This window comes from Microbacterium sp. Root553 (assembly GCF_001426995.1).
Taxonomy (GTDB): domain Bacteria; phylum Actinomycetota; class Actinomycetes; order Actinomycetales; family Microbacteriaceae; genus Microbacterium.
The window spans coordinates 428,822-453,356 of sequence record NZ_LMFY01000001.1 but is presented as its reverse complement, the minus strand read 5'-3'; the positions used below and the strand labels follow the sequence as shown (position 1 = coordinate 453,356).

The following is a 24,535-nucleotide window of genomic DNA, read 5'->3' as shown; positions in this document are numbered from 1 at the left end:
GCGCATGTCCAGGGTGTGCGGGTGCGCGGTCTACCGCGGGGAATACGAGAATCTCATTACTTCCACGTGGAGGTTTCTGGTACTCTGGCCGCGGGCGATTCCTCCGCCCACTCGCACAATCAAGGAAGGTCAACGTGGCCCTGCCAGAAGCATCTGTTCAGCTGTACACACTCGCCGCGGAGTTCTCCGCCGACATGGGCGGCTCGCTCGACAAGCTCGCCGCCATCGGACTGCGCAACGTCGAGGCGTTCGACTTCGTGCGCCGTCCCGATGAGATCCGCGCGGCCCTCGACGCCTCCGGCCTCGTCTCGCCCACCGGCCACGCACCGCTGCTCTCGGACGAGCTGTGGACGCCGGACGGATCGATCCCGACCCCCGCGCCCGAGGTCGTCTTCGAGGCCGCGGCCAAGGTCGGCATCAAGACCGTGATCGACCCGTTCGTGGTTCCCGAGCGCTGGTTCACGCTCGAGGGCGTCACCGACATCGCCGAGCGCCTGAACGCGCTGGTCGAGACCGCCGCGACCTTCGGCCTCGAGGTCGGGTACCACAACCACGCCCAGGAGTTCGTCGAGGAGTTCGACGGACAGACGGCGTACGAGCGCTTCGTCGCGCTGACCGACGAGCGCGTCGTCCTCGAGCTCGACCTGTACTGGGCGCTCGTGGGGGAGCAGGACGTGACCGCGCTGGTCTCGCGCCTCGGCGACCGCCTCGTCGCCGCGCACGTCAAGGACGGCGTCGCGCCGGCCAGCAACCCGTTCGCACCCGGTGCCGCGGAGTTCGGCTCGGCGAGCCTCGACCAGCGTCACGCGGGCACGGGCGACGTGCCCCTCGCGGACTCGCTGCGCGCGGCATCCGACCTGAAGTACGCCATCATCGAATACGACAACGCCCCGGGTGACGTCTTCGCCGACATCGCCGCGAGCTACTCGTTCCTCATCGAGGGTGGGTTCGCACGATGAGCGCGGTCGGCATCGGCATCATCGGCCTCGGTGTCATCAGCGACACCTACCTCGAGAACCTGTCGTCGTTCCCCGACGTCGAGGTGCTCGTCGTCGGCGACCTGCTGGTCGACCGCGCCGAGGCGCAGGCGGCGAAGTACGGGGTGCCGTCGTTCGGCACCGCCGACGACGTCCTCGCTCACCCCGGCGTCGATCTGGTCATCAACCTGACGATCCCCGCCGTGCACATCGAGGTCTCCCGCGCCGCGATCGCCGCAGGCAAGCACGTCTGGACGGAGAAGCCCCTCGGGCTCGACCGCGACGGCGCTGCCGAGCTGCTCGGTGAGGCCGACGCCGCGGGCCTGCGGATCGGCTCCGCCCCCGACACGCTGCTCGGACCGGGCTTCCAGGCCGCTCGTCGTGCGATCGAGAGCGGAGTCATCGGCCGCCCGCTGTTCGCCCAGACCACGTTCCAGACCCAAGGGCCCGATCTGTGGCACCCGAGTCCTGCCTTCCTCTTCGCGGAGGGTGCGGGGCCGCTGCTCGACATGGGGCCGTACTACTTCTCGGCCCTGGTGAGCCTTCTCGGACCGGTCGACCACGTCGCCGCGGTCGGCACGAAGGCGCGCGAGGAGCGCGAGATCCACACCGGACCCAACGCAGGGACCATGTTCCCGGTCGAGGTGCCGTCGACGATCCAGATCGTCACCGCCTTCGAGGGCGGTGCGCAGTCGCAGACGCTGCTGAGCTTCGACTCCGCGCTCGAGCGCCACGGCATCGTCGAGATCCACGGCACCGAGGGCACGATCGTGCTCCCCGACCCGAACCAGTTCGCCGGTCGCATCGCGTACGTCAAGCCGCTCGGTGTGATCCGTGACGGCATGTCGTTCGAGCAGGAGTGGATCGAGATCGAGCACGACGACGTCGTGGTCGGCCGCGGCATCGGCGCGCTCGACATGGTGCGGGCGATCGCCGAGGGGCGTCCGCACGTCGCCTCCGGTGAGCTCGGCTTCCACGTGCTCGACACCCTGCTCTCCGCACAGGAAGCGGCGGCGACCGGTCAGGCTGTCGTCGTCGAGAGCACGGTCGCTCCGGTGCCGCTGCTCCCCGAGGGCTTCGACCCGTTCGCGGCGACGCTCTGAGCGACTGACCCGCTGCACCGACCGCGCCCCCGTCGACACCGCGTCGACGGGGGCGTGGTCTGTCCGACCCGTCCGGCCGCAGGATCGGGGGTGCATCGCCGGCGGTTCTCGTCGCCGGGTGTGCCTATCGGCGCCGGTCGCCGGCGAGCAGGTTGTCGAGCATCTCGAGAGCGGCCTCATGGTCGACCGACGGCTCGAGGAGCCATTGCGTCTGCAGCCCGTCGGAGGCCGCGATGACGAGGGCCGCGACGAGCGCGGGGTCGAGGTCGTCGCGCAGCTGCCCGGTGGACTGCAGCAGACGCACCCGGTCGGTGAGCTCGATGCGGAGTCGACCGAATCGCTGGGTCGCGAACTCGTGGGCCGGGGAGCCCTCCTCCTCGAGTGCTGTGGCGACGAGCGTGGAGTACAGCTGGATCAGGCCGGGGATGCTGCGGTTCTCCTCGGCGGAGACGCGCATCATCAGCGCAGGGCTCACATCCGCCGGCGTCTCGGGATGCTCGGAGTCGGAGCGGCGCTCGTGCTCGCGGTAGACGGCCACGAGCAGGTCTTCGAGAGAGCCGAAGTAGTGCGTGAGGGCGGCGTGCGTCACGCCGACCTCCTGAGCGATAGCGCGCAGGCTGGTCTTCTTCGCCCCGCGTCTCGCAAACACCTCGATCGACTTGTCGAGGATCTCCTGACGCCGCGCGATGCCCTTCGCGTAGCTCCCTCGCGGTCCCGACGATCGGGGTGTCGGATCGGTCATCCTCCGATGATAGCGAGGGCGCGCCGAAAACCTCCGATTGGAGGTTATTCTGCGGTCGTACAGCTCAGGGGTGCACCTGATTGACGAGGTCGTCACCCGCCTGCAGTCGGGCGATGTTCTCATCGACCAGGTCCGCGGCGCCGACCGGGCGGTTGCCGGCGACGTGCGGGGTGAGCAGGAGGTTCGGCGCCTCCCACAGCGGATCGGATGCCGGCAGCGGCTCGGCCTTCGCGACGTCGATCGCCGCCGACCGCAGCTGCCCCGACTCGAGGGCGGCGATGAGGGCGGTCTCGTCGACCGTCGCCCCGCGCCCGACGTTCACGAACACGGCGCCCGGCTTCAGCGCGTGGAAGACATCGGCACTGAGCAGGTCGGTGGTCTCCGCCGTGGCGGGCAGGATCGATACCAGCACGTCGGTGTCGGCGAGGACCGCCGTCGCATCGGCATCCGCGTGCACCTCGACGCCCGAGCGGGTGCCCGCCGTGCGGGCGATGCCCTGCACCTCGGCGCCCAGCGCCGTGAGGAGGGGAGCGAGGGTCGAGGCGATCGATCCGAACCCCCAGATCGTGACACGCGCGCCGGCGAGCGTGTACGACGCCTGCGTGTCGGGCGCGCTCTGGACGTCGTTGAAATCGTCGTCCCAGTGGTGCTCGCGCTGCGCGTCGCGCAGCCGGTCGAGGCGCCGCACGGCGCCGAGGATCAGTGCCAGGGTGTGCTCGGCGACCGGGCCGTCGTGCAGCGAGCGTCCGGAGCAGATGCTCACCCCGTCGGCGAATCCGGCGTTCAGCACCGCGTCCGCGCCGGAGGCGAGCGCCTGCACGAGCCGCAGTCGCGGGAGCATGCGAGCGGCATCCTGCAGCCAGGCCGACGAGTTGTGCCAGACGACCAGCACCTCGGCATCGCGATGCTCCGTCGGGATGACCGCGTCGATGTCGTAGACGACGACCTCGACGTCGGCGGTCACCGGCAGGTCGATGGTGTTCGGGATCAGGATCTTCATGGACGCCTCCACTTTCACGGTAGTCGTTGGGGGGACTCGGTCGACTCGCGCCACACGATGGTGAGCAGGCCGTCCGGTTTCACGGGTGGCTCGCCGCGCCGAACGGCAGCCACGAGCCGGTGCATCGAGTAGGCGCCGAGGCGCTCCCGGTCCTGCGCGACGCTCGTGAGCGAGGGCACGAGGAAGGCGCTCTGGTGATGGTCGTCCCACCCGGTCACGGCGACCTCGTGCGGCAGTCGCCATCCGCGCCGGGTGGCTGCTCTGATCGCGCCGGTGGCGATGACATCGTTCGCGGCGATCACCGCGAGCGGGGGAGCGTCATCGGGCAATGCGTCGATCGCCTCCTCGCCGGCCTCGCCGCTCCAGTCGCCTGCGGTCACCCCGAGGGACTCGAGCCCGAGCCGATCGATCGTCTCGAGATAGGCGTCCCGGCGCGCTCGTGCGGAGGGGAAGTCCGGGGCCCCGGCGAGATGGATGAACCGGCGGTGGCCCTGGGTCGCCAGCCGCTCGATCATCTCGGTGATCGGACGCGAGTCGGTGAACTCGCCGGTCATGTGCATCGCGTCGTCGAACTCTCCGACCGAGAGCACGATCGGCCCACCTCCGGTGGTGTCGGTGAAGGGCAGCGGTGTGAAAGCGAGAACCCCTTCGTACTGCCCGGAGTCGACGAGCTCGGACAATCGCCCCTCGCGTTCCTCAGCGTCATCGGGCAGGCTGACGACCTCGACCACATAGCCCTCGTCTCGGGCGGCGGCGATCGCGCCTGAGAGCAGAGTCAGCGGGTTCATCGTGGCGATCGGCACGACGACGGCGAGGCGGCCGGTGCGCTGGGTGCGCATCGATCGGGCGGCGAGGTTCGGCCGGTAGTGGAGCTCGGCCGCGGCCCGCAGCACCTTGTCGCGGGTTGCTTCGGAGATGCCCGAGCGGCCGGTGAACACCATCGACACCGTCGATTGCGAGACCCCGGCGCGATGCGCGACGTCGTGGCTGGTCGGTCGCCGATCCATGCAGCCGTCCTTCCGGGGTTGACGTGTCCGGGGTGTCCCTCGATAGTATCTACTACGTCTTAGTAATACGTAGTAACAGCTCAACGAGGAGTCGCGTCATGCTCAGGATCGGCATCATCGGGACCGGCGGCATCGCGGACGCCCACATCGAGGCGTACCGCGCGTTCCCCGAGTCCTGCGAGATCGTGGCGCTGGCCGACGTCGTGCCGGGCAGAGCCGAGGGTAAGGCCGTCGCCTTCGGCCTCACCGAGGTCGCGGCGTTCGATGACCCGCTCGCGATGATCTCGTCGGGTCTGGTCGACCTCGTGAGCATCGCGACGCCGCCGTCGACGCACGCGTCTCTGGCGATCGCGGCGCTCGATGCCGGCCTCCATGTGCTGGTCGAGAAGCCCATGGCACCCTCGCTTGAGGAGTGCGATGCGATGCTCGCGGCGCAGGAACGCTCAGGAACGGTGCTCTCCGTCGTCGCGCAGAACCGCTTCCGTGACGACCTCGCGACCCTCAAAGACGTCGTCGACTCGGGTCTGCTCGGATCGATCTCCCACGTCCGCGTCGACTCGGCCTGGTGGCGGGGGCTGCCCTACTACGACCTCTGGTGGCGCGGCACGTGGGAGAAGGAGGGCGGCGGATGCACGCTCAACCACGCCATCCACCACATCGACCTGCTGCTGTGGCTGCTGGGCAGCCCCACCGAGATCACCGCGATGCTCGCGAACGCGCAGCACGAGAATGCCGAGGTCGAGGATCTGTCGGTCGCGATCTTCCGTTATGACCGCGGGCTCGCGCAGCTGACCAGCTCGGTCGTGCACCACGGTCAGGAACAGGCGATAGTGATCCAGGGCGCGCACGCGCGAGTGTCCCAGCCGTTCTCGGTGGTCGCGGAGCGATCCCGCCCTGACGGCTTCCCGGAACCGGGCGGTGATCCTGACGTCGTGTCCCGCATCGAGGCGCTCGTCGCCGCACGCACACCACTTGCCCACCTCGGGCACGAAGGGCAGATCGGCGATCTGCTCGCCGCCGTCCGCGAGGGACGCGCGCCGGTCTCCACGGGCCAGGACGGGCGCAACGCGGTGGAAGTCGTGACGGCGATCTACAAGGCGGGCTTCGAGCGCGAGTTCGTGGCGCTGCCGATCGCGGCATCCGACCCGTACTACCGGGCGGGCCGGCTCGTCGCGAACGCGCCGCACTTCTTCGAGAAGAAGGCCTCGCTGATCGAGGCCGCGTCGTGAGCGGGTCGTCGTTCCCCGGCGGCACGTCACTGTCGCATCTGGACGTCTATGCGGATGCGGCGCCCGACGGCATCTGCGGCGGGAGCCCGCACATGCACCTCGTCTCGACCGAGGCCTACGTGGTGATATCTGGGCAGGGCGCGCTGCAGACGATCGACGCGGACGGCTTTCGAGAGACCGCGCTGTCGGCGGGATCCGTCGTCTGGTTCACCCCGGGAACCGTCCATCGCGCCGTGAACCACGGCGGCCTTCGCGTCGTCGTGCTGATGAGCAACGCGGGACTGCCCGAGGCGGGGGACGCCGTGATGACCTTCCCCGCAGAGGTCGTGGCAGACCAGGAGGCCTACGCGGCGGCGGCGTCCCTCGGAGGCGAGAGCGGCAGAGCCGCGCGCGCGTCCGCACGTCGGGACCTCGCCGTGACCGGGTTCGAGGCCCTGCGGGATGCGGTCGTCGCGGGCGATCATGCGGCGCTCGACGACTTCCATGCCGCCGCGGGTGCGTTGGTGCGCGATCGTGCCGAGGCGTGGAGCGACCTCGTGCGCGCACGTCCGCTGGCGCAGGCCGAGCAGTCGCTCGCGCTCGCCGCAGCCGTCGCGTCCGGCTCGGTGGCGCACCTCGCCGACGCCCGCGTGCACCAGGCCGTACCCTCGGTGGGGGATCGCGGATACGGCATGTGCGGCCGCCTGCGCACCTACGACGTGACAGATGACGACATGACCGACGGCGCCGCGACCGACGAGGAGAACGACCGATGACCCGCACGTACACCTTCGATCCGCTGCCCGAGCCGGTCGTCGGCCCCGGGGAGTTCGTCTTCGCGGCCGTCGGTCTGGCGCACGGACACATTCACGGCATGGTCGAGCAGCTCATCGAGGCCGGTGCGACCCTGTCGCTGGTCCACGACGACGACCCCGCGAAGGTCGCCGACTTCCTCGAACGGTTCCCGCAGGCGCGGGCCGCGGCGAGCGAGCAGGAGGTGCTCCGCGACCCCGAGGTGCAGCTCGTCGCGAGCGCGTCGATCGCGAACCAGCGGGCTCCGCTCGGAGTGCGCGTGCTCGATGCGGGCAAGGACTTCTTCGCCGACAAGCCCGCGATCACCACGATGGACGACCTCACGGAAGCCCGCGCGGCTGTCGAGCGCACCGGTCGAAAATTCGCGGTCTACTACGGCGAACGGGTGCACTCCGAGGCCGCGATCCTCGCCGGCCAGCTGATCGACCAGGGTGCGATCGGCACCGTGCTGCAGGTCGCGTCGTTCGGGCCGCACCGTATCGGCGCCGGACGCCCGGACTGGTTCTACGACCCGGAGCAGTACGGCGGCATCATCTGCGACATCGGCAGCCACAACTTCGAGCAGATGCTCTATTACACGGGCGCGACCGACGGCGAGATCGTCAGCTCGACGGTGGCGAACTACGCGCACCCTGAGACTCCTGGGCTGCAGGACTTCGGAGACGCGCACGTCGTGCTCGACAACGGCACCACCGGGTACGTGCGGGTGGACTGGTTCACCCCGGCGGGGCTCGATGTCTTCGGCGACGGCCGCACCGTTCTTCTCGGTACCGATGGGTACATCGAACTGCGCAAGTACACCGACATCACGACCGACAACGGCGGCGGGCAGGTGCTGCTGGTCAACCAGGACGGGCAGTTCCGGTTCGATGCGACGGGCAAGACCGGGTTCCCGTTCTTCGGGCACCTCATCCGCGACTGCCTCGACCGCACCGAGCGCGCGATGACGCAGGCGCACGTCTTCACGGCGGCAGAGCTGAGCATCATCGCGCAGCGGGATGCTCGGGTGCTCGCCGGCTGACGGCATCCGTCTCGTGCGGCGGAGAACTGCGCCTCGGGAGGAAGTATGCGGGGGATCTCTCCTCCCGACACGTACTTCTCCTCCCGAGGGGTTGGTGCCGCTCGCTCAGCCGACCAGCTGGGCCGCCTGTCGCGCCGCGCCCAGCGCCACGTACTCGCCGGGCTCGGGCACCTCGACCGTGAGGCCGAGGATGTCGGGAGCGATCCGACGCACGGCCTCGGACTGCGCGCCTCCGCCGATGAGCAGGGCGCGCTCGAGAGGGATGCCGAGCTCTCGCAGGGCGTCGAGGCCCGCGCCGAGGCCGCGCAGCATGCCCTCCACCGCGGCACGCGCGAGGTTGGCCCTCGTGGTCGACGCGAGCGTCATCCCCGACAGTGATGCCGTGGCGTCAGGCAGGTTCGGGGTGCGCTCGCCCTCGAAATAGGGGAGGAGTGTCAGCCCGGCCGCGCCGGGATCGGCGTGCAGGGCGAGGTCGCTGAACTCACCGTGCGTGACCCCGAGCAGGGCCGCCGTGACATCCACGACGCGCGCCGCGTTCAGCGTCGCGACGAGAGGGAGGAAGTTCCCTGATGCGTCGGCGAAGCCCGCGACGGTGCCGGTGGGGTCGATGACGGGTGTCCGGCTGATCGCGCAGACGGTGCCGGAGGTGCCGATCGAGACGACGACATCTCCCGGCGCGGCGCCGAGGCCGAGCGCCGCCGCCGCGTTGTCGCCCGCTCCGGCGCCGACGCGGCGCTCGTCGACGTCTGTCACCCACTCGTCGTGCGCGAGCACGCGCGGCAGCACCACGTCGTGTCCGAGCGCCGCCACGAGCAGCTCGCGGTCGTACTCGCCGGTCGCGGGATTCCAGTAGCCGGTGCCCGAGGCATCCGAGCGGTCGGTGACGAGCTCGTCGAGCACCGGGTTGTGCGGGCCGAAGCCGCGCAGACGCCAGGTGAGCCAGTCGTGCGGCAGCGCGACGGCCGCGACGCGCGTCGCGTTCTCGGGCTCATGGTCGCGCAGCCAGCGCAGCTTGGTGATCGTGAACGACGCGACGGGCACCAGCCCCGTGCGCGCGGCCAGCACCGAGGCGCCGAACTCGGCGATGAGATCGGCCGCGGCGCCCGCCGAGCGGGTGTCGTTCCAGAGCAGCGCATCGCGGATCACGCGCCCTGACGCGTCGAGGGCGACCAGGCCGTGCTGCTGGCCGCCGATCGACCACGCGGCGATGTCGTCGAGCGAGCCGGCCTCCGCGATCGCGTCCTCGAGAGCACGCCACCAGGACTCGGGGTCGACGGACGTCCCTTCGGGGTGCGAGGCGCGACCGGAGCGCACGACCTCACCCGTCGCGGTATCGACGACCACGACTTTGCAGGACTGGGTCGACGAATCGACCCCGAGAACCAGTGGCATGACGATCAGCGGGCGCCGAGCAGGTGCTCGGTCGCGAGCTGCTGCAGACGGACGAAGCCGAAGCCCTTGCCGCCGAAGTAGGAATCCGCGTCGAAGTCCTCGTAGGCGGCGCGGTCGGCGAGCAGGTCGTCGTACGTCTCGCCGGCATTCAGGGTCGGTGTCGACAACTCGTCGACGCGCGCGGCGGCCAATGCCTCCTGCACCTCGGGGTCGGCGCGGAACGCGGCGGCCCGCTCCTTGAGCAGCAGGTAGGTGCGCATGTTCGCGGCGGCCGAGTCCCACACGCCGGTCTCGTCCTCGGTGCGGCTGGGCTTGTAGTCGAAGTGGCGGGGGCCGTCGTAGGCGGGAACGCCTCCGGGGCCGCCGTTCTCGAGCAGGTCCACGAGCGAGAACGCGTTGTGCAGGTCGCCGTGACCGAACACGAGGTCCTGGTCGTACTTGATGCCCCGCTGGCCGTTGAGGTCGATGTGGAAGAGCTTGCCGTGGAACAGGGCCTGCGCGATGCCGGCCGTGAAGTTGAGCCCGGCCATCTGCTCGTGTCCGACCTCGGGGTTCACGCCGACGAGCTCGGGGCGCTCGAGCGAGTCGATGAAGGCGATCGCGTGACCGAGGGTCGGCAGCAGGATGTCACCTCGCGGCTCGTTCGGCTTCGGCTCGATCGCGAAGCGGATGTCGTATCCCTTGTCGGTGACGTAGTCGCCGAGCAGGTTGACGGCCTCGCGGTAGCGCTCGAGCGCCTGACGGATGTCCTTCGCGGAGTCGTACTCGGCGCCTTCGCGGCCGCCCCACATCACGAACGTCTTGGCGCCGAGCTCGGCGGCGAGGTCGAGGTTGCGCAGCACCTTGCGCAGGGCGAAGCGGCGCACGTCGCGGTCGTTCGAGGTGAAGCCGCCGTCCTTGAAGATCGGTGCGCTGAACAGGTTGGTCGTCACCATCGGGACGACGAGACCGGTGTCGGCGAGAGCGCCCTTGAGGCGGTCGATCTGGTTCTGACGCTCGGCATCGGTCGAGCCGAAAGCGAAGAGGTCGTCGTCGTGGAACGTCAGACCGTAGGCGCCGAGCTCGGCGAGCTTCTCGACGGCGTGGACCACATCGAGAGCGGGTCGGGTGGGGCCGCCGAACGGGTCGGCTCCGTTGTAGCCGACGGTCCACAGGCCGAAGGAGAACTTGTCGTCACGGGTGGGAGTGGGCATGTCTGCTCCTGTGCAGGTCAGCGAATAAGTTGTGAATCACAACATATCTCATGTCGGTGCGGTCGTCCACCCCCTACAGTGAAGGGATGCCGTCACAGCCGAGCCCCGCGCCGGGCACGCGCGCCCACAATCTCTCCCGCATCCTGCGGGTCGTCCACGAGGACGGCGCCCGCTCGAGGGCAGCGCTCACCGAGCAGACCGGACTGAACCGTTCGACGATCGCCGACCTCGTGGGGGAGCTGGTGCGAAGGGGACTCGTCGACGAGCGGATCCCCGACGTCGCGGGTCGGGTGGGCCGCCCCTCGCCGGTGGTGAGCGCGTCGGCGCGGGTCGTCGCGATCGCGGTGAACCCCGAGGTGGATGCCATCGAGATCGCCGCGGTCGGCCTCGACCGCAGCATCCTGGTGCGCGAGCGGCTGCCCAACCGTCACACGCCCACCCCCGAGGCCGTCGCCGAGACGATCGCCGGCCGTGTGACCGCCTGGCGTGACGGCCCCCTCGCCGACGTACGCATCGAGGCCGTCGGCGTCGCCGTCCCCGGTCTGGTGCGCACCTCGGACGGCGTCGTGCGCAACGCCCCTCACCTCGAGTGGGCCGACGTGCCGCTCGCTGATCTGGTGAGCGCTGCGACCGGGACGCCGACCTTCGTCGACAACGACGCCACGCTCGGTGCCATCGCCGAGCACCGTTACGGCGCGGGGCGGGGGATCGACGACATCGTCTACCTGAACGGCGGCGCGTCGGGCATCGGCGGCGGCCTGATCATCCAGGGCCGGGCGGTGGCGGGGGCGGGCGGATACGCCGGGGAGTTCGGGCAGAACCGTCCGCGCATCTCCGCGGACGGCGACCGCCGCACCGGCGACGGCGTCCTCGAAGCGGAGGTGAGCAGGCGGCTGCTGCTCGACGCTGTCGGCCTCGACGCGGTCGGCCCGCACGCCGCCGATGACGAGACGCTCGACGCCGAGCTCTCCGCCTCGACCTCCAACGCGGTGTCCGAGGAGATCACGCGCCAGGCGCATGTGCTCGCGAGCGCACTGGCCAATGCCGTCAACGTGCTCAATCCGTCCCTCGTCGTCCTGGGCGGATTCCTCGCGACGATCGCGGATCTGCGCTCCGAGCAGATCGCGGCAGACGTCGGTGCTCTCGCGATGTCCGAGAGCGTCGAGGGGCTCGAGATCCGCCCGGCAGACCTGGGCGTCGACCGGCTGCTGATCGGAGCCGCGGAACTCGCCTTCGCCGGTCTGCTGGCGGACCCGGGGGAGCGCAGCTGACGCCGCCCGATGTCGACCGTTCGTGCGACACTGTCGTCGCGGCCCGAGGGGCGCTCTGCGGCGAGAGGAACGGCGATGGCGATCGACCCGAAGAAGACGCTCGACGCCTACGCGGCGAAGCGGGGCGAGTTCCGCATCCTCGAGGTGCCGCCGATGCAGTACCTGATGATCGACGGCGCAGGCGATCCGAACACGGCGTCGGCGTACGCGGATGCGGTCGCTGCGCTCTTCCCTCTGGCCTACACGCTCAAGTTCGAGGGTAAGAGGACTCTCGGCGTCGACACCGTCGTGATGCCGCTCGAGGGGCTGTGGGACGCGCCCGACAGGGAGTCGTTCACATCGCGGCGCGACAAGTCGGCGTGGGTGTGGACGCTGATGATCATGGTTCCCGAGCACGTCACGCCCGCGATGTTCGCCGATGCCGTCGAGGCGGTCGAGCAGAAGGCGGCGAAGAAGAAGCAGCAGAACGCGGCACTGCGTTCGGTGCGCCTCGAGACGCTCGACGAGGGACTCTGTGTGCAGACCCTGCATGTGGGCTCCTACGACGACGAGGCTCCGGTTCTCGCCTATCTGCATGAGCGGTTCATCCCCGACAGCGGCCTGCGCATGACCGGCCTGCATCACGAGATCTATCTCAGCGACGTCCGACGGGTCGAGCCGGCGAAGCTCCGCACCATCCTCCGGCAGCCGGTCGAGCGCCTGGGGTGACCCACCGGTCCGGCGCCGAGGTCAGAGAGCGCCGGATGCGCCTCTCCGACCTCAGCGTCAGCCTCGGGCGTGGCCGCTGCATTCCGTCTCAGGCGTGGCCCCAGAACGCGTCTTCCGCCTGCTGGTCCTCACTGATCAGCCACACCTCCGCGATCCGCCCGGCCGCCACGCGGAACACATCGACGCCGTGCTGATCGAGATCCGCATGTCCCTCGCGCGCGGCGCGGAAGCGCACCGTCGCCGACACGAGATCGCCGCTCTCGGTCGCCGAGTCGGTCTCAAGGACGAAGGTGCCACCGCTCAGCTCCATGAAGTGCCCGAGGTGCGCCATGATCGCCTCAGGGCCGACCTTATCGCCGGAGACCTGGCTCTTGCCCGGCTGGTGCCAGACGGCATCCGCGGCGAACGTCTCCGCCAGCGCCTGCATGTCTCCCGCGGCCATGGCCGCCCCGTACTGTCCCACGATGTCGATCGCCGACATGATGTCCTCCTCGTCGTCTCGGTATTCTGAGCATCCAGCGTCTCCATACGGGCGTGGTCACTTCAACGTCACCGGAGGGATGTCGAGCGGATGAGCCCCGAATGGACCGTGTTCTCCTCGAGTTGCCCGTCTCGGGCGTCGTTGGCGCGGGTGGCCAACAAGTGGACCGCGATGATCGTGATCCTCCTGCACGAGGAGCCGCTGCGGTTCGGCGAGCTGCACCGCAAGGTCGAGGGGATCACGAAGAAGGTCCTGGTCGACACTCTTCGCGCACTCGACCGTGACGGCATGCTCGTGCACGCGGTGGACGACGACGGACATGCACGCTATCGGCTCACCCCGCTCGGGCGCACACTGCACGAACCGCTGCAGGCTCTGCGGATCTGGGCGGAATCGCATGTCGACGAGGTCCTCGACGCCCAGGATCGCTACGACGACGAGGCCGACCGCCGACTCCTCGGCGACGGCGATGGCGTGGGCGATGGCGCCGCCGCACGCCCCGCCGATGCCTCGTCACGCGGCGATATCCTGCAGGGATGACCTCCTCCCCGAAGGATGCCGCGCGCACGGCCCAGCATTCCGACGCCTTCCGCCGTGTGGCGAGGGTGGGTTTCGTGATGGTGGGTGTGGTGCACATCATCATCGGAGCCATAGCCATCTCGATCGCTTCGGGCGGTGGCGGGGATGCCGATCAGGACGGCGCGATGGAGCAGATCCGCTCGACTCCGATCGGCGGACTGCTGCTCGCCGTGGTCGCCGTCGCGCTGATCACGCTCGCGATCTGGCAGGTCGCGAGCGGCATGCTCGCCTCGGGCGCGGAACCCCGCAAGTGGGGTCAGCGGGTGAAGCTGATCGGAATCGCCGGCGCGTACCTGGTGATCGCCGGGCTCGCGTTGATCTTCGCTTTCGGCGGAACGGTCGAGTCCGAGAAGACGTCGCAGACCCTCAGCGCGGTGGTGCTCTCCGCCCCGGGAGGGGTGGTGCTGCTCTTCATCCTGGGGCTCAGCGTCGCAGGTGTCGGAGTGGGGTTCGTCGTCATCGGATTCACGCGCGGATTCAGGAAGACGATGGACGTGCCGACGGGACCTGCGCGGCCGGGCATCATCGCCCTCGGCGTCGCGGGCTACCTCGCGAAGGGCATCGCGATCGCGGTCACCGGCGTGCTGTTCGTGGTGGCGGCGTGGACGCAGGATCCCGAGAAGGCGGCCGGCCTGGATGCCGCGCTGCGCAGCCTCACCGATCTGCCGTTCGGGCGCCTCGTGCTGTGGGTCGTCGGTGCAGGGCTCGTGATCTACGGCATCTTCTCTATGGTCCGCGCCCGCTACGCGCGGATGTGAGCTCGCGGCTCAGACGCTCGCGGGCTTCTCGCTCCACACCAGGAGGAACGCGCCGAGAGCGATCATGAGGCTCCCGCCGGTCGCGCTCACGGCCTCGATGCGTCGCGGCGAGCGGCCGAACCAGTCTCGTGCCGCACTCGCGAGCAGTACCCAGATCGCATCGCAGGCCACTCCGATCGCGACGACGATCGCCCCGAGCACCAGCAGTTGCAGAGGCACCGATCCCGAGTGAAGGTCGACGAACTGCGGCAGGATCGCGAGGAAGAACGCGATCGACTTGGGGTTCGTGGCACCGACGACGAAGCCCTCGCCGAGCAGTCGCAGGCCTGAGCGAGTCGGCACCGCCCCCGTCATCGCCTTCGCCGCGTCGGTGCGATGTCTGATCGCCTGGATGCCCAAGAACACGAGGTACCCGGCGCCGAGGACCTTGACGATGGTGAACAGCACGATCGACTGCGCGACCACGGTGCCGACCCCGAGCGCCACGCCGATGATGAGCAGGATCGACCCGACCGCGGTGCCCAGGATGCTCAGGAAGCCGCCGACCCGTCCCAGAGCCATGGCGCGGCCGATCGTGAAGAGCACGGTCGGACCGGGGATCACGACCATGACGAATGCCGCGACGACGAAGGTCACGAGCGTGGCGGCGCTGAACATGCTGCGAGCCTAGGGCAGTTGCGCGCCAGTCGCCGGCCGCGATCGTGACCCGTCTCGACCCGCCGGATGAGAAGCTAGAAGGATGAGCACTTCCCGCGACGTCGACGCGATCAGCCCGCCGAGCGACGGTCCCCTCACGGACGAGGAGGTGCGACGCCTCCGCCAGGACTTCCCGATCCTGCAGACCGAGGTGCACGGGCATCCGCTCGCCTACCTCGACTCCGGGGCGACATCGCAGCGCCCGTTCTCCGTGCTGGATGCCGAACGCGAATTCGCCTCGACCCTCAACGCGGCCGTGCACCGCGGCGCGCACACGCTGGCCGCCGAGGCGACGGAGGTCTTCGAGGACGCCAGGGCGACCGTGGCGCGCTTCATCGGCGCAGACGTCGGGGAGCTCGTCTGGACCTCGAACGCCACAGAGGCGCTGAACCTCATCGCGTACTCGCTCTCGAACGCCTCGCTCGGACGGGGAGGAGCAGCGGCGGAGCCGCTCCGCCTGCGCGAGGGCGATGAGATCGTGACCACGGAGATGGAGCACCACGCCAACCTCATCCCCTGGCAGGAGCTCGCCGCGCGCACCGGAGCGACCCTGCGCGTGATCCCGCTCGACGACCACGGGGCGCTGCGGCTCGATGTCGCCGCGGACATCATCTCCGCGCGCACCAGACTCGTCGCCGTCACCCACGTGTCGAACGTGCTGGGGGTGATCAATCCCGTGGATCAGCTCGTCGCCCTCGCCCGCGAGGTCGGTGCATTCGTGGTGCTCGATGCCTGTCAGTCCGCACCGCATCTGCCGCTCGACGTGCACGCCCTCGACGTCGACTTCGCCGTGATCTCGGGTCACAAGATGCTGGGCCCGACCGGGATCGGTGCGCTCTACGGTCGCCGTGAACTGCTCGAGATCATGCCCCCGTTCCTCACCGGCGGATCCATGATCACCACCGTCACCACCACCGAGGCCTCGTACCTGCCGCCGCCCCAGCGCTTCGAGGCCGGCACGCAGCGGGTGTCCCAGGTCGTGGCGCTTGCGGCCGCGGTCGACTACCTCACCGCGGTGGGGATGCCGCGCATCGCCGCGCACGAGGCAGCGCTCGGCGCACGCCTCGTCGACGGGCTCACCGCCGTCGACGGGGTGCGGGTGCTCGGAGCCGGCATCGATCTGCCGCGAGTGGGCCTCGCGAGCTTCGACGTCGACGGCATCCACTCGCACGACGTCGGGCAGTTCCTCGACGACCTCGGCATCGCGGTGCGGGTCGGGCATCACTGCGCGCAGCCGTTGCACCGCCGTCTCGGCATCACCTCGTCGACCAGGGCGAGCACGTATCTGTACACCACCGACGCCGAGGTGGATGCCGTCGTCGACGGCGTCCAGGGCGCGATCGACTTCTTCCGGAGGGGCGCATGAGTGATCTGCAGGGCCTGTATCAGGAGCTCATCCTCGACCATTCGCGCACCCCGCACGGGTTCGGGCTCCGCGAGGAGATCGCGGCGCAGTCCCACCAGGTGAACCCGACCTGCGGCGACGAGGTCACCCTGCAGGTGCATCGGGCCGACGACGGCAGCATCGAGGCGCTCGCGTGGGAGGGGCACGGATGCGCCATCTCCCAGGCATCCGCGTCGCTGCTCGCCGAGCTCGCCGAGGGACTCACCGTGCCCGAGCTGGAGGTGCGCATCGCGGCGTTCCGCGAGGCCATGCGCTCGCGCGGCAAGATCGAGCCCGACGAGGAGCTCCTCGGCGACGTGGCGGCCCTGGGCGGTGTCTCGCGGTACGTGGCACGGGTGAAGTGCGCGATGCTCGCCTGGGTCGCCGTCGAAGACGCACTCCACCGGGCGTGAGCACGCACGGGCAGGATGGAGACATGCCTGTGCGCCTGACTCCGCTCGATGACGCCCGGTTCGACGACTGGCGTGCGGCCACGCGGGAGCGCCTGCTCTCCCTCCGCCTGGAGTCGGGGATGTTCGTCGGGGGCGACGCGATCGAGAGGGTCGATGCGTTCCTCGACGAATTGCTGCCGCACGGGCCCGCCACCGAGACCTCTCTGATCCTCACGATCGACGAGGGCGCGCATCGGCGCGGAACGGTGTGGCTCGCCGCCAACAACGGCGTGCTGTTCGTCGTCGACCTCTCGTTCGACTCCGCACCGGATGCGGCGCTGCTCGACCAGGTGCTAGAGCGTCTGAGGGAGCTCGCACGGCGGCAGAGCGTCGACCGGATCAGCATGGCCGTCTACGTCTGCGACGCCGCGAGTCGTGCATTCGTCGAGGGACGCGGATTCGAGGTCGCCTCGATCCAGATGCTTCTCGAACCGCTGCCGTCGCGCGATGCGCCCTCGTCTCTGGTGCTGACGCCGATGACGGCAGCCCGCTTCGTCGATTTCGCGGCGAGCTCCGAGGCGGCCTTCGCCGAGGATCTCGCATCCTCCGGCCGCTATTCGGCGGAGGATGCGGCGGTGGAGTCGCACCGGCAGATGCAGCTCGAGCTGCCGGACGGCATCGATTCCGCCGGGCAGGAGCTCTTCACCGCCGAGGTCGAGGGCGAGGAGGTCGGAGTCCTCTGGATCGGCATCCGCCGTCGCGGCGGGCGCCCGCACGCGTTCATCCTCGACATCGAGATCGCGAGCGACCGACGTCGCCGGGGGTACGGGCGCGACGTGATGATCGCGGCCGAGCGGGAGGCGGCGCGGTTCGGCGCCGACTCGATCGGACTCCACGTCTTCGGGTTCAACGCCGGGGCGGTCCGACTGTACGAGAGCCTGGGGTACCGGCGCATCGAAGAACGCTTCCTGCTCACGGTCTGAGTGACCGGCGACTCGGAGCGGGTGCGGAGACACGCGGTCGCCGCGGGAATAGTGCGCCCGCTGTGACGTTGGGCCGAGCATGACAACTCTCGGAATCATCGGAGCAGGACACATCGGCAGCCAGATCGCGCGCGTCGCCGTGGCGAACGGATACGACGTCGTGATCGCGAACTCCCGCGGACCGGAGACGCTCGCGGATCTCATCGCAGAGCTCGGGCCGAAGGCGAAGGCGGCGACCGCCGCGGAGGCCGCCGAGGCGGCGGAGGTGGCCGTCGTGACCGTGCCGCTCGGCGCGATCGATCAGCTGCCCGCCGACCAGCTCGCCGGCAAGATCGTGCTCGACACGAACAACTACTACTTCGAGCGCGACGGTCACATCGAGGCGCTCGACAAGGGCGAGACCACGACCTCCGAGATGCTGCAGCAGAAGCTGCCGACGTCGCGCATCGCGAAGGCGTTCAACCACATCCCCTCGGGTGACATCACGACCGACGGAACCCCGGCCGGAACCGAGGGCCGCCGCGCTCTCGCCACCGCGGGCGACGACGCGGAGGCCACGGACTTCGTCACGCGGTTCTACGACGAGGCGGGTTTCGACACGGTGAACATCGGCCCGCTGAGCGAGTCCTGGCGCGTCGAGCGCGACCGCCCGGCGTACGTCGTGAAGCAGACCGCCGCAGAGCTTGAGGCGAACCTCGCGAAGGCGAACCGCCTGCCCTGAGCGATGTGCTCCGAGAGGGGGTCGGATGCTGCGGCATCCGGCCCCCTCTCGCATGATCTCGATCCGACAGGGGCGACCGGCGATCCCGGGCGCTGGGATACCGAACTTGTCCGGCCCGGGCCAGGAATGAGATGATCCGCATATGGTGGGGCTGGGGACTGCAGGCGAACTCGAGTCGGTGAGGGTGACGCGCATTCTCCGCGACGACATCATCCTCGGGCGCCGCGCGCCAGGATCGCGGCTCGTCGAACGCGACATCGCGGCTGAACTCCACGTCTCGCGGCTGCCTGTTCGCGAGGCGATCCGCACTCTGGTCAGCGAGGGCGTGGTGGTCGCGCGGCCACGCAGCTGGGCGGTCGTGCGGAAGTTCACGCGCCGGGACATCCAGGATTTCGGCGAGGTGCGCGAAGCGATCGAGACCCTGATCTTCCTCTTCGCCGCCGAGCGTCATACCGACGAGGGCATCGCGCGCCTCCGGGCTGCGCTCGACCGGGAGCTGTCGGCGGCCCAGGCGGGAGACATCGAGGCCGCCCGCATGGCTGCCGGTGAGTTCCACGCCGTGGCGGCAGAGCTGGCGGGCAACGAGATGCTCGACGAGCTGATCGGCGTGTTCGTGACACGACTGCGCTGGCTGTTCGGGCAGCATGACGACCTGCTCGCGATGGCCGAGGAGCACCGGGTGATCCTCGAAGCGGTCGCCGCTCGTGACACCGACACGCTGCGCTGGCTGATCCCGCGGCATCTGGCGAGTGGGCAGGCCACCGCCGAACTGCGCCTCGCCGGTGGGCCCTCCGCGGTCTGAGATCGCTTCGGGAATAGACCTCGAAGCGGTACTGTTATCCTCGGAAGAATACCCCAGGGGGGTATTCGGAACCGTCGAAAGGATTGCAGAGATGAGTACGACCACATACGTCGTCACCGGGATGACCTGCGGACACTGTGAGCGATCCGTGCGCAGCGAGGTCTCGAAGCTGTCTGGAGTCACCGCGATCGAGGTGAGTGCGGCTTCGGGCAGCCTCGTCATCACCGCCGATGCTCCGGTCGACGACACTGCCGTGCTGGCCGCCGTCGACGAGGCCGGATACACCGCGGCGCGTGCCTGAGATGGCCACCTCGACGGAGCCCGTCTCCTACGACCTCGACATCGGGGGCATGACCTGCGCGTCGTGCGCCGCACGGGTGGAGAAGCGTCTGAACCGCATCGACGGCGTCTCCGCGTCGGTGAACTACGCCACCGAGAGGGCCCACGTCGAAGCCCCCGCCGGAGTCGACGTCGAAGATCTCATCTCCGAGGTCGTGCGCACCGGGTACACGGCCGCACTGCCGAGGGAGAAGCGGGCGGACGAGGTCGATCCGGCCTATCTGCTGCTGCGGCTGCGCCTGATCGTCGCGATCGCGCTCGCGGTGCCCGTCATCGCGATGGCGATGGCCGAACCCCTCCAGTTCGCCGGATGGCAGTGGGCGTCGCTGATCCTCGCCACTCCCGTCGTCACCTGGGCGGCCTGGCCCTTCCACCGTGCCGCCGTGCAGAACGCGGCGCACCGCACCGTCACGATGGACACGCTCATCTCGGTCGGCGTCACCGCCGCCTACGCATGGTCGCTGTACGCGCTGTTCTTCGGCACTGCCGGCATGTGGGGCATGACGCATCCGTTCCGCGTCATCGAACGCGGCGACGGTCTGGGCAGCATCTACCTCGAAGTCGCCGCCGGCGTGACGATGTTCCTGCTGCTCGGGCGCTTTCTCGAGCAGCGGTCCAAGCGTCGGGCGGGCGCGGCGTTGCGCGCACTCGGCGAGCTCGGCGCGAAGGATGTCGCGGTCGTGCGCGGAGGTCGCGAAGAGCGTATACCGCTCGCCGATCTCGCGGTGGGCGACGTGTTCATCGTGCGGCCCGGCGAGAAGATCGCGACCGACGGCGTCGTGCTCGAGGGGGCGTCCGCGGTGGACGCCTCGATGCTCACGGGCGAGTCCGTGCCGGTCGAGGTGCACCAGGGCGACGCCGTCACCGGTGCCACCGTGAACATCGGCGGTCGGCTGCGGGTCACGGCGACGCGCATCGGCGGCGACACCCAGCTCGCCCGCATCGCGCGCCTCGTGGAGGAGGCGCAGTCGGGCAAGGCCGAGGCGCAGCGGATCGCCGACCGGCTGTCGGCGGTCTTCGTGCCGATCGTGTTCGCGATCTCGGCGGTGACGCTCGTCACCTGGCTGCTCGTCGGAGGCGGCACGGCGGCCGCGTTCACCGCGGCAGTGGCCGTGCTCATCATCGCCTGCCCGTGTGCGCTCGGCCTCGCCACCCCGATGGCCCTGCTGGTGGGGACGGGGCGGGGCGCTCAGCTCGGCCTTCTCATCAAGGGACCGGAGGTTCTCGAGTCGACCCGTCGCGTCGACACCATCGTGCTCGACAAGACCGGCACCGTCACCACCGGACGCATGACGCTCCTCGAGGTCATTCCCGCGTCGGGAGAGGACGAGGCCGAGGTGCTGCGCCTCACGGCCGCGGTGGAGGAGGCATCGGAGCATCCGATCGCGCAGGCGATCGTGCGCGGCGCGACCGAGCGACTCGGCGCTCTGCCGGCGGTCGAGTCCTTCCAGAACGTGCAGGGACGCGGCGTCACCGGTGTCGTCGAGGCGCGAGCAGTGGTCGCCGGGCGGCCCTCTCTGCTCGCCGACTGGGGGCTGCAGCTCGGCTCCTCCCTCGCCGCCGCGTTCGATGACGCCGAGGAGAGCGCGCGGACGGCGGTCGCCGTGGCGTGGGACGGACGGGTGCGCGGCGTGCTGATCGTCGCGGATCAGGTCAGGCCCTCGAGCGCAGACGCGATCGCCGCACTGCGACAGCTCGGACTGCGACCCGTGCTGCTCACGGGAGACAACGAGCGCGCCGCGCGGCGCATCGCCGCCGCGGTCGGCATCGACGAGGTGCGCGCCGGAGTGCTGCCCGAGCAGAAGGTGGCCGAGATCGTGGCCCTGCAGCAGCAGGGGCGCCGCGTGGCGATGGTGGGCGACGGTGTCAACGACGCCGCGGCGCTCGCGCAGTCCGACCTCGGGATCGCGATGGGCACCGGAACCGATGCGGCCATCGAGGCCTCGGACCTGACCCTCGTGCGGGCCGACCTGCGGGGCGCCGTGGATGCGATCCGGCTGGCGCGGCGCACGCTGGGGACCATTCGCGGCAACCTGTTCTGGGCGCTGGCCTACAACGTCGCGGCGATACCGCTCGCGGCCCTCGGACTGCTCAACCCGATGCTCGCCGGGGCGGCGATGGCGTTCTCCAGTGTGTTCGTGGTGCTGAACAGCCTGCGACTCCGCCGCTTCCGCGGGGCGGTGTCGCCCGCTGCTCGCTAGCTGACCGCCCGCGACGAGGATATATTGGCCCTACGGAATCGTTCCGGATGGTCATCTTCTTCTGGGGAGCGATATGAGGGGCGTCGCGGTCGTCGCGGGTGGTCTGCTGCTCATCGCGGGAACCGTGCTCGTCGTGGTCGCGGATCAGCAGCGGGTCGACGCGCTCGAAGAAGCGAAGGCCGCCGTGGTGCGTGCCGAGCAGTCGCTCGAGGCCACCCGCGACGCCAACTATCGATACGCCGAGCAGCTCACCGGCCTGCGCACCGCACTCGCCGCGCAGGAGACCCTACTGTCCGACACCACCGGGTTCCTGCCGTGAGGGGCACGCCGTGATCCGGCGCATCTTCTCGGTCACCATGGTCGCGACCCTGCTGCTGGCCGCGGGGGTCGTGAGTCGCGCCGTGGCGCTCGACGCCGACCGTGCCGCCGTGATCGACGAGCTGCGCACGCTCGTGCAGTCCGAGCAGTCGGCGCAGATGCGCACCGACCGCCTCACCGGACTGATCGAGATCACCGAGGGGGAGATCGCCGATCGCGCGGCCGTCCTCGATGTGCGGGCCGCGTTCGTGGCCGAGCTGGCGGGTCTGCAGACGGCGCTGACGTCGGCCGAGGGCAAGGTCGACACCGCGGCGCATCGGGCGGCGGTGCAGTCCGCTCAGCAGGCCGTGCTCGCCGAGCGCAAGGACCCCGCGGTGGTCGTCGCCGCGACGGCGACGGTGCATGCCCTGATCGACAAGGTCGGCCAGGACGTCTCGGTCTGGGAGGCCGCGCAGTACGCGGCGCCCGGGGGACCTGCCTGGTCGTCGAGCGGACCCGACGGCTATGCGCGGGTGCGCGCCGCCCTCGACACGGTGGGCGGAGGCGGGGTGGGACTGTACGAATCGGCCTCGTGCGCCGGGGGATCGGCTGCCGCCTGTGCGAACAGCAACGGGTACATCAAGTACCGCGCGGACATCGCCCAGTGGAGCACCGAGCGACTGAACTGGGCGATGGCGCACGAGCTCGCGCACATCTACCAGTTCCGCGTGTGGGGTGCGCTCACCGCCTCGGACACGTATCAGTCGATGTTCGGCGGCGACCCGGAGTTCCTCGCGAACTGCATGGCGGTGGTGCGCGGGTATCCGGGCTCCGTCGGCTGCGACGGCGATCAGCAGGCCTGGGCCTCCGGGATCTGGGTCGGCGCCGTGCGCTGAGCCCGTCAGCCGATCGGGGTCGTCGTGTCGACGGCGTCGCGCAGGGGGCGGCGCATCACTCGCCAATAGGCGGCAGGAGCGAGCCGCACCAGGACGTCGACGAGGCGGGCCTCCCGGCCCACCATCGTGCGCGCACGACGGCGCACCGTGGCCCGGACGATCGCGGCAGCCGCGTCCGCGGGCTCGGTGTGGTACATCGCCGCCTGCGCCTCCGCCGCCCGTGCGGCCACGGCGGGATCGATCGCCGCGGCGTAGCGACCGTGCAGGATGATGCCGGTGCGGACTCCGGCCGGGTACACCGCCCCCACCGTCACAGTCGTCCCCTCGAGCTCGTGCCGCAGGGCCTCGGAGAAGCCCCGCACCGCGTACTTGCTCAGCGCATACGGGATGCGTCCGGCGGGTGCGGCGAGCGCGTAGATGCTCGCGAGGTGGGTGATGTGCGCAGCGCGAGACGCGCGCAGCGAGGGCAGCAGGGCTTTGGTGATGGACACGGTGCCCCAGAGGTTGACGTCGGCGAGCCAGCGCATCTCCTCCATCGTGAGCTGGTCGAGCGTGCCGAGCATCGACGATCCCGCGCACGTGATCAGGGCGGAGATCCGAGGATGCGCGGCGGAGATGTCGGCGGCGGCGGCGAAGACGGCCTCATCGTCGCGCAGGTCGACCACGTGAGCGGTGACGGTCGTCGGCGGTAGGGCCGCGACCACCGTCGCGAGCGCGTCGGCGTCGTGGTCGATCAGAGCGAGGTGCACGCCGTCGGCGGCGAGGATCCGCGCGATCTGCGCGCCCATCCCGTTCGCGGCTCCGGTGATGACCGTCGTGCTCCCGGCGAGGGCGAGACGCTTCACTGCACTCCTCCCGACGGGGATCGAGGGTGACGTTCGGCGCCGGAAAGGAGGCGACGGCGTGATCCCGATCCATTCTGGCCGAGTGCGCGACGAAGCGATACGGGTATTCTCAATGGAGGAGGTCGGGGTGGGAAGAACTGCGGATGCCGTCGCCGAAGGCGTTGCGATCGCGACCGCCGCCGCGCGCCTCGCCGTGAAGAATCACATCCTCATCGGCACGATCGCCGAGAACGGGGTGTTCGACACCGACCGGTACGTCGCCGACGCGCGGGAGGCGCTGCGGGCGATGGCCGAGGAGTCGGAGGAGATCGAGCGCAACCTGACCCAGCTGCGCAAGCGCGCCAGGGGCCGTCACTCCGATCCGTCGGGCACCCACGACTACCGCGACCGCGATGTGCGCAACCTGCGCCGCCGGGCCAAGCAGTCGCACGGTGTCGCCGCGAAGCTGCGCGACGTGATGGAAGACGACGCGGCGCTGCGCGTGATCGTCGAGGAGGCCCGCGAGGGCGCCTGGGCCGATGTGCGCCACAACCTCGATCGGCGCCTGCGCGTCGAGGGGATGCGGCCCGATCAGGACCCCGACTACGACCGGATGCGCGAGGCCAGGATGCAGGCGCTGCGGCTCGTCGACCTGCAGGCGCTGTCGTCGCTGCAGCGCGCGAAGGCCAAGCGGAAGACGAAGCAGAAGGTCGGCGCGGACGAGGACTGACCCTCGTTTCGCTTTCG

General features: G+C 70.0%; 27 protein-coding genes. 19 read left to right on the top strand and 8 right to left on the bottom strand.

Going from position 1 to position 24,535, the window contains the following annotated elements:
* Window positions 1-134 precede the first annotated feature (134 nt).
* Together ASD43_RS02085 and ASD43_RS02080 are read left to right on the top strand one after the other, a co-directional pair.
* Window positions 135-959: a sugar phosphate isomerase/epimerase family protein gene (locus tag ASD43_RS02085; RefSeq protein WP_056412932.1), complete on the top strand. Its 825-nt coding sequence runs from the start codon at window positions 135-137 to the stop codon at window positions 957-959.
* Window positions 956-2,080 carry a Gfo/Idh/MocA family protein gene (locus ASD43_RS02080; protein WP_056412929.1) on the top strand — a complete coding sequence of 375 codons (1,125 nt, stop codon included), beginning with the start codon at window positions 956-958 and terminating at the stop codon, window positions 2,078-2,080. The genes ASD43_RS02085 and ASD43_RS02080 overlap by 4 nt, the downstream gene beginning before the upstream one ends.
* Before the next feature lie 124 nt (window positions 2,081-2,204).
* Here the strand turns inward: ASD43_RS02080 and ASD43_RS02075 are convergent, their stop codons facing one another.
* The 3 genes from ASD43_RS02075 to ASD43_RS02065 all read right to left on the bottom strand — a co-directional run bounded on the left by ASD43_RS02075 (window position 2,205) and on the right by ASD43_RS02065 (window position 4,829).
* Window positions 2,205-2,822, bottom strand: coding sequence for a TetR/AcrR family transcriptional regulator (locus ASD43_RS02075; RefSeq protein WP_056412925.1), 618 nt, complete (start codon window positions 2,820-2,822; stop codon window positions 2,205-2,207).
* 64 nt (window positions 2,823-2,886) lie between these two features.
* Window positions 2,887-3,822 carry an NAD(P)-dependent oxidoreductase gene (locus ASD43_RS02070; RefSeq protein ID WP_056412922.1) on the bottom strand — a complete coding sequence of 312 codons (936 nt, stop codon included), beginning with the start codon at window positions 3,820-3,822 and terminating at the stop codon, window positions 2,887-2,889.
* Between the two features lie 14 nt (window positions 3,823-3,836).
* The gene (locus tag ASD43_RS02065; RefSeq protein WP_056412919.1) at window positions 3,837-4,829 is read right to left on the bottom strand and encodes a LacI family DNA-binding transcriptional regulator; all 993 of its coding nucleotides are present in this window, start codon (window positions 4,827-4,829) and stop codon (window positions 3,837-3,839) included.
* 98 nt (window positions 4,830-4,927) lie between these two features.
* Between ASD43_RS02065 and ASD43_RS02060 the strand changes: the two genes are divergently transcribed.
* From ASD43_RS02060 to ASD43_RS02050, 3 genes are read left to right on the top strand one after another with little or no spacing between them, the layout of a single operon-like run.
* On the top strand, window positions 4,928-6,058 hold the full coding sequence (locus ASD43_RS02060; RefSeq protein ID WP_056412916.1) for a Gfo/Idh/MocA family protein: 1,131 nt from the start codon (window positions 4,928-4,930) through the stop codon (window positions 6,056-6,058).
* The gene (locus ASD43_RS02055) at window positions 6,055-6,813 is read left to right on the top strand and encodes a cupin domain-containing protein (RefSeq protein WP_056412912.1); all 759 of its coding nucleotides are present in this window, start codon (window positions 6,055-6,057) and stop codon (window positions 6,811-6,813) included. Before ASD43_RS02060 ends, ASD43_RS02055 begins: the two co-directional genes overlap by 4 nt.
* Window positions 6,810-7,871: a Gfo/Idh/MocA family protein gene (locus ASD43_RS02050; protein WP_056412909.1), complete on the top strand. Its 1,062-nt coding sequence runs from the start codon at window positions 6,810-6,812 to the stop codon at window positions 7,869-7,871. The genes ASD43_RS02055 and ASD43_RS02050 overlap by 4 nt, the downstream gene beginning before the upstream one ends.
* Before the next feature lie 105 nt (window positions 7,872-7,976).
* Here the strand turns inward: ASD43_RS02050 and xylB are convergent, their stop codons facing one another.
* Together xylB and xylA are read right to left on the bottom strand one after the other, a co-directional pair.
* A complete protein-coding gene (gene xylB, locus ASD43_RS02045; RefSeq protein WP_056412906.1) occupies window positions 7,977-9,263 on the bottom strand; it encodes a xylulokinase in 1,287 nt (428 codons plus the stop codon).
* A 5-nt stretch (window positions 9,264-9,268) separates the two neighbouring features.
* Entirely contained in the window at window positions 9,269-10,456 is a 1,188-nt protein-coding gene (gene xylA / locus ASD43_RS02040) for a xylose isomerase (RefSeq protein ID WP_056412901.1), read from the bottom strand.
* Between the two features lie 86 nt (window positions 10,457-10,542).
* Here xylA and ASD43_RS02035 point away from each other — a divergent pair, with 86 nt between their 5' ends.
* Together ASD43_RS02035 and ASD43_RS02030 are read left to right on the top strand one after the other, a co-directional pair.
* The gene (locus tag ASD43_RS02035; protein ID WP_056412899.1) at window positions 10,543-11,727 is read left to right on the top strand and encodes an ROK family transcriptional regulator; all 1,185 of its coding nucleotides are present in this window, start codon (window positions 10,543-10,545) and stop codon (window positions 11,725-11,727) included.
* Between the two features lie 75 nt (window positions 11,728-11,802).
* On the top strand, window positions 11,803-12,435 hold the full coding sequence (locus ASD43_RS02030) for a GyrI-like domain-containing protein (RefSeq protein WP_056412895.1): 633 nt from the start codon (window positions 11,803-11,805) through the stop codon (window positions 12,433-12,435).
* 88 nt (window positions 12,436-12,523) lie between these two features.
* Here the strand turns inward: ASD43_RS02030 and ASD43_RS02025 are convergent, their stop codons facing one another.
* Entirely contained in the window at window positions 12,524-12,916 is a 393-nt protein-coding gene (locus tag ASD43_RS02025; protein ID WP_056412891.1) for a nuclear transport factor 2 family protein, read from the bottom strand.
* Window positions 12,917-13,006: 90 nt separating this feature from the next.
* On the opposite strand from ASD43_RS02025, the gene ASD43_RS02020 reads away from it, so the two are divergent.
* Together ASD43_RS02020 and ASD43_RS02015 are read left to right on the top strand one after the other, a co-directional pair.
* Window positions 13,007-13,456 carry a winged helix-turn-helix transcriptional regulator gene (locus ASD43_RS02020; protein WP_082539193.1) on the top strand — a complete coding sequence of 150 codons (450 nt, stop codon included), beginning with the start codon at window positions 13,007-13,009 and terminating at the stop codon, window positions 13,454-13,456.
* Window positions 13,453-14,253, top strand: a complete 801-nt coding sequence (locus ASD43_RS02015; RefSeq protein ID WP_082539192.1) for a DUF1206 domain-containing protein — start codon at window positions 13,453-13,455, stop codon at window positions 14,251-14,253. Before ASD43_RS02020 ends, ASD43_RS02015 begins: the two co-directional genes overlap by 4 nt.
* Window positions 14,254-14,262: 9 nt before the next feature.
* Here the strand turns inward: ASD43_RS02015 and ASD43_RS02010 are convergent, their stop codons facing one another.
* Window positions 14,263-14,910 carry a LysE family translocator gene (locus ASD43_RS02010; RefSeq protein WP_056412889.1) on the bottom strand — a complete coding sequence of 216 codons (648 nt, stop codon included), beginning with the start codon at window positions 14,908-14,910 and terminating at the stop codon, window positions 14,263-14,265.
* An 82-nt stretch (window positions 14,911-14,992) separates the two neighbouring features.
* On the opposite strand from ASD43_RS02010, the gene ASD43_RS02005 reads away from it, so the two are divergent.
* The 9 genes from ASD43_RS02005 to ASD43_RS01965 all read left to right on the top strand — a co-directional run bounded on the left by ASD43_RS02005 (window position 14,993) and on the right by ASD43_RS01965 (window position 22,964).
* A complete protein-coding gene (locus tag ASD43_RS02005) occupies window positions 14,993-16,315 on the top strand; it encodes a SufS family cysteine desulfurase (protein WP_056412885.1) in 1,323 nt (440 codons plus the stop codon).
* The gene (gene sufU, locus ASD43_RS02000) at window positions 16,312-16,746 is read left to right on the top strand and encodes a Fe-S cluster assembly sulfur transfer protein SufU (RefSeq protein ID WP_045254805.1); all 435 of its coding nucleotides are present in this window, start codon (window positions 16,312-16,314) and stop codon (window positions 16,744-16,746) included. Before ASD43_RS02005 ends, sufU begins: the two co-directional genes overlap by 4 nt.
* A gap of 23 nt (window positions 16,747-16,769) precedes the next feature.
* Window positions 16,770-17,708: a GNAT family N-acetyltransferase gene (locus ASD43_RS01995; protein ID WP_056412882.1), complete on the top strand. Its 939-nt coding sequence runs from the start codon at window positions 16,770-16,772 to the stop codon at window positions 17,706-17,708.
* 79 nt (window positions 17,709-17,787) lie between these two features.
* Window positions 17,788-18,429: an NADPH-dependent F420 reductase gene (locus ASD43_RS01990; RefSeq protein ID WP_056412879.1), complete on the top strand. Its 642-nt coding sequence runs from the start codon at window positions 17,788-17,790 to the stop codon at window positions 18,427-18,429.
* Between the two features lie 184 nt (window positions 18,430-18,613).
* Window positions 18,614-19,231 (top strand): GntR family transcriptional regulator, encoded by a 618-nt coding sequence (locus ASD43_RS01985; RefSeq protein WP_235564001.1) that lies wholly within the window; start codon window positions 18,614-18,616, stop codon window positions 19,229-19,231.
* Between the two features lie 91 nt (window positions 19,232-19,322).
* Window positions 19,323-19,532 carry a heavy-metal-associated domain-containing protein gene (locus tag ASD43_RS01980; RefSeq protein ID WP_056412873.1) on the top strand — a complete coding sequence of 70 codons (210 nt, stop codon included), beginning with the start codon at window positions 19,323-19,325 and terminating at the stop codon, window positions 19,530-19,532.
* A 1-nt stretch (window position 19,533) separates the two neighbouring features.
* Window positions 19,534-21,771 carry a heavy metal translocating P-type ATPase gene (locus tag ASD43_RS01975; RefSeq protein ID WP_056412870.1) on the top strand — a complete coding sequence of 746 codons (2,238 nt, stop codon included), beginning with the start codon at window positions 19,534-19,536 and terminating at the stop codon, window positions 21,769-21,771.
* A gap of 73 nt (window positions 21,772-21,844) precedes the next feature.
* On the top strand, window positions 21,845-22,090 hold the full coding sequence (locus ASD43_RS01970) for a hypothetical protein (RefSeq protein WP_056412868.1): 246 nt from the start codon (window positions 21,845-21,847) through the stop codon (window positions 22,088-22,090).
* Between the two features lie 10 nt (window positions 22,091-22,100).
* The gene (locus tag ASD43_RS01965; RefSeq protein ID WP_235564000.1) at window positions 22,101-22,964 is read left to right on the top strand and encodes a hypothetical protein; all 864 of its coding nucleotides are present in this window, start codon (window positions 22,101-22,103) and stop codon (window positions 22,962-22,964) included.
* A gap of 5 nt (window positions 22,965-22,969) precedes the next feature.
* On the opposite strand, the gene ASD43_RS01960 is transcribed toward ASD43_RS01965, so the two are convergent.
* A complete protein-coding gene (locus ASD43_RS01960; protein WP_056412864.1) occupies window positions 22,970-23,809 on the bottom strand; it encodes an SDR family NAD(P)-dependent oxidoreductase in 840 nt (279 codons plus the stop codon).
* A gap of 127 nt (window positions 23,810-23,936) precedes the next feature.
* Here ASD43_RS01960 and ASD43_RS01955 point away from each other — a divergent pair, with 127 nt between their 5' ends.
* A complete protein-coding gene (locus ASD43_RS01955) occupies window positions 23,937-24,518 on the top strand; it encodes an asparagine synthase (RefSeq protein ID WP_200946551.1) in 582 nt (193 codons plus the stop codon).
* The last annotated feature ends 17 nt before the right edge of the window (window positions 24,519-24,535 follow it).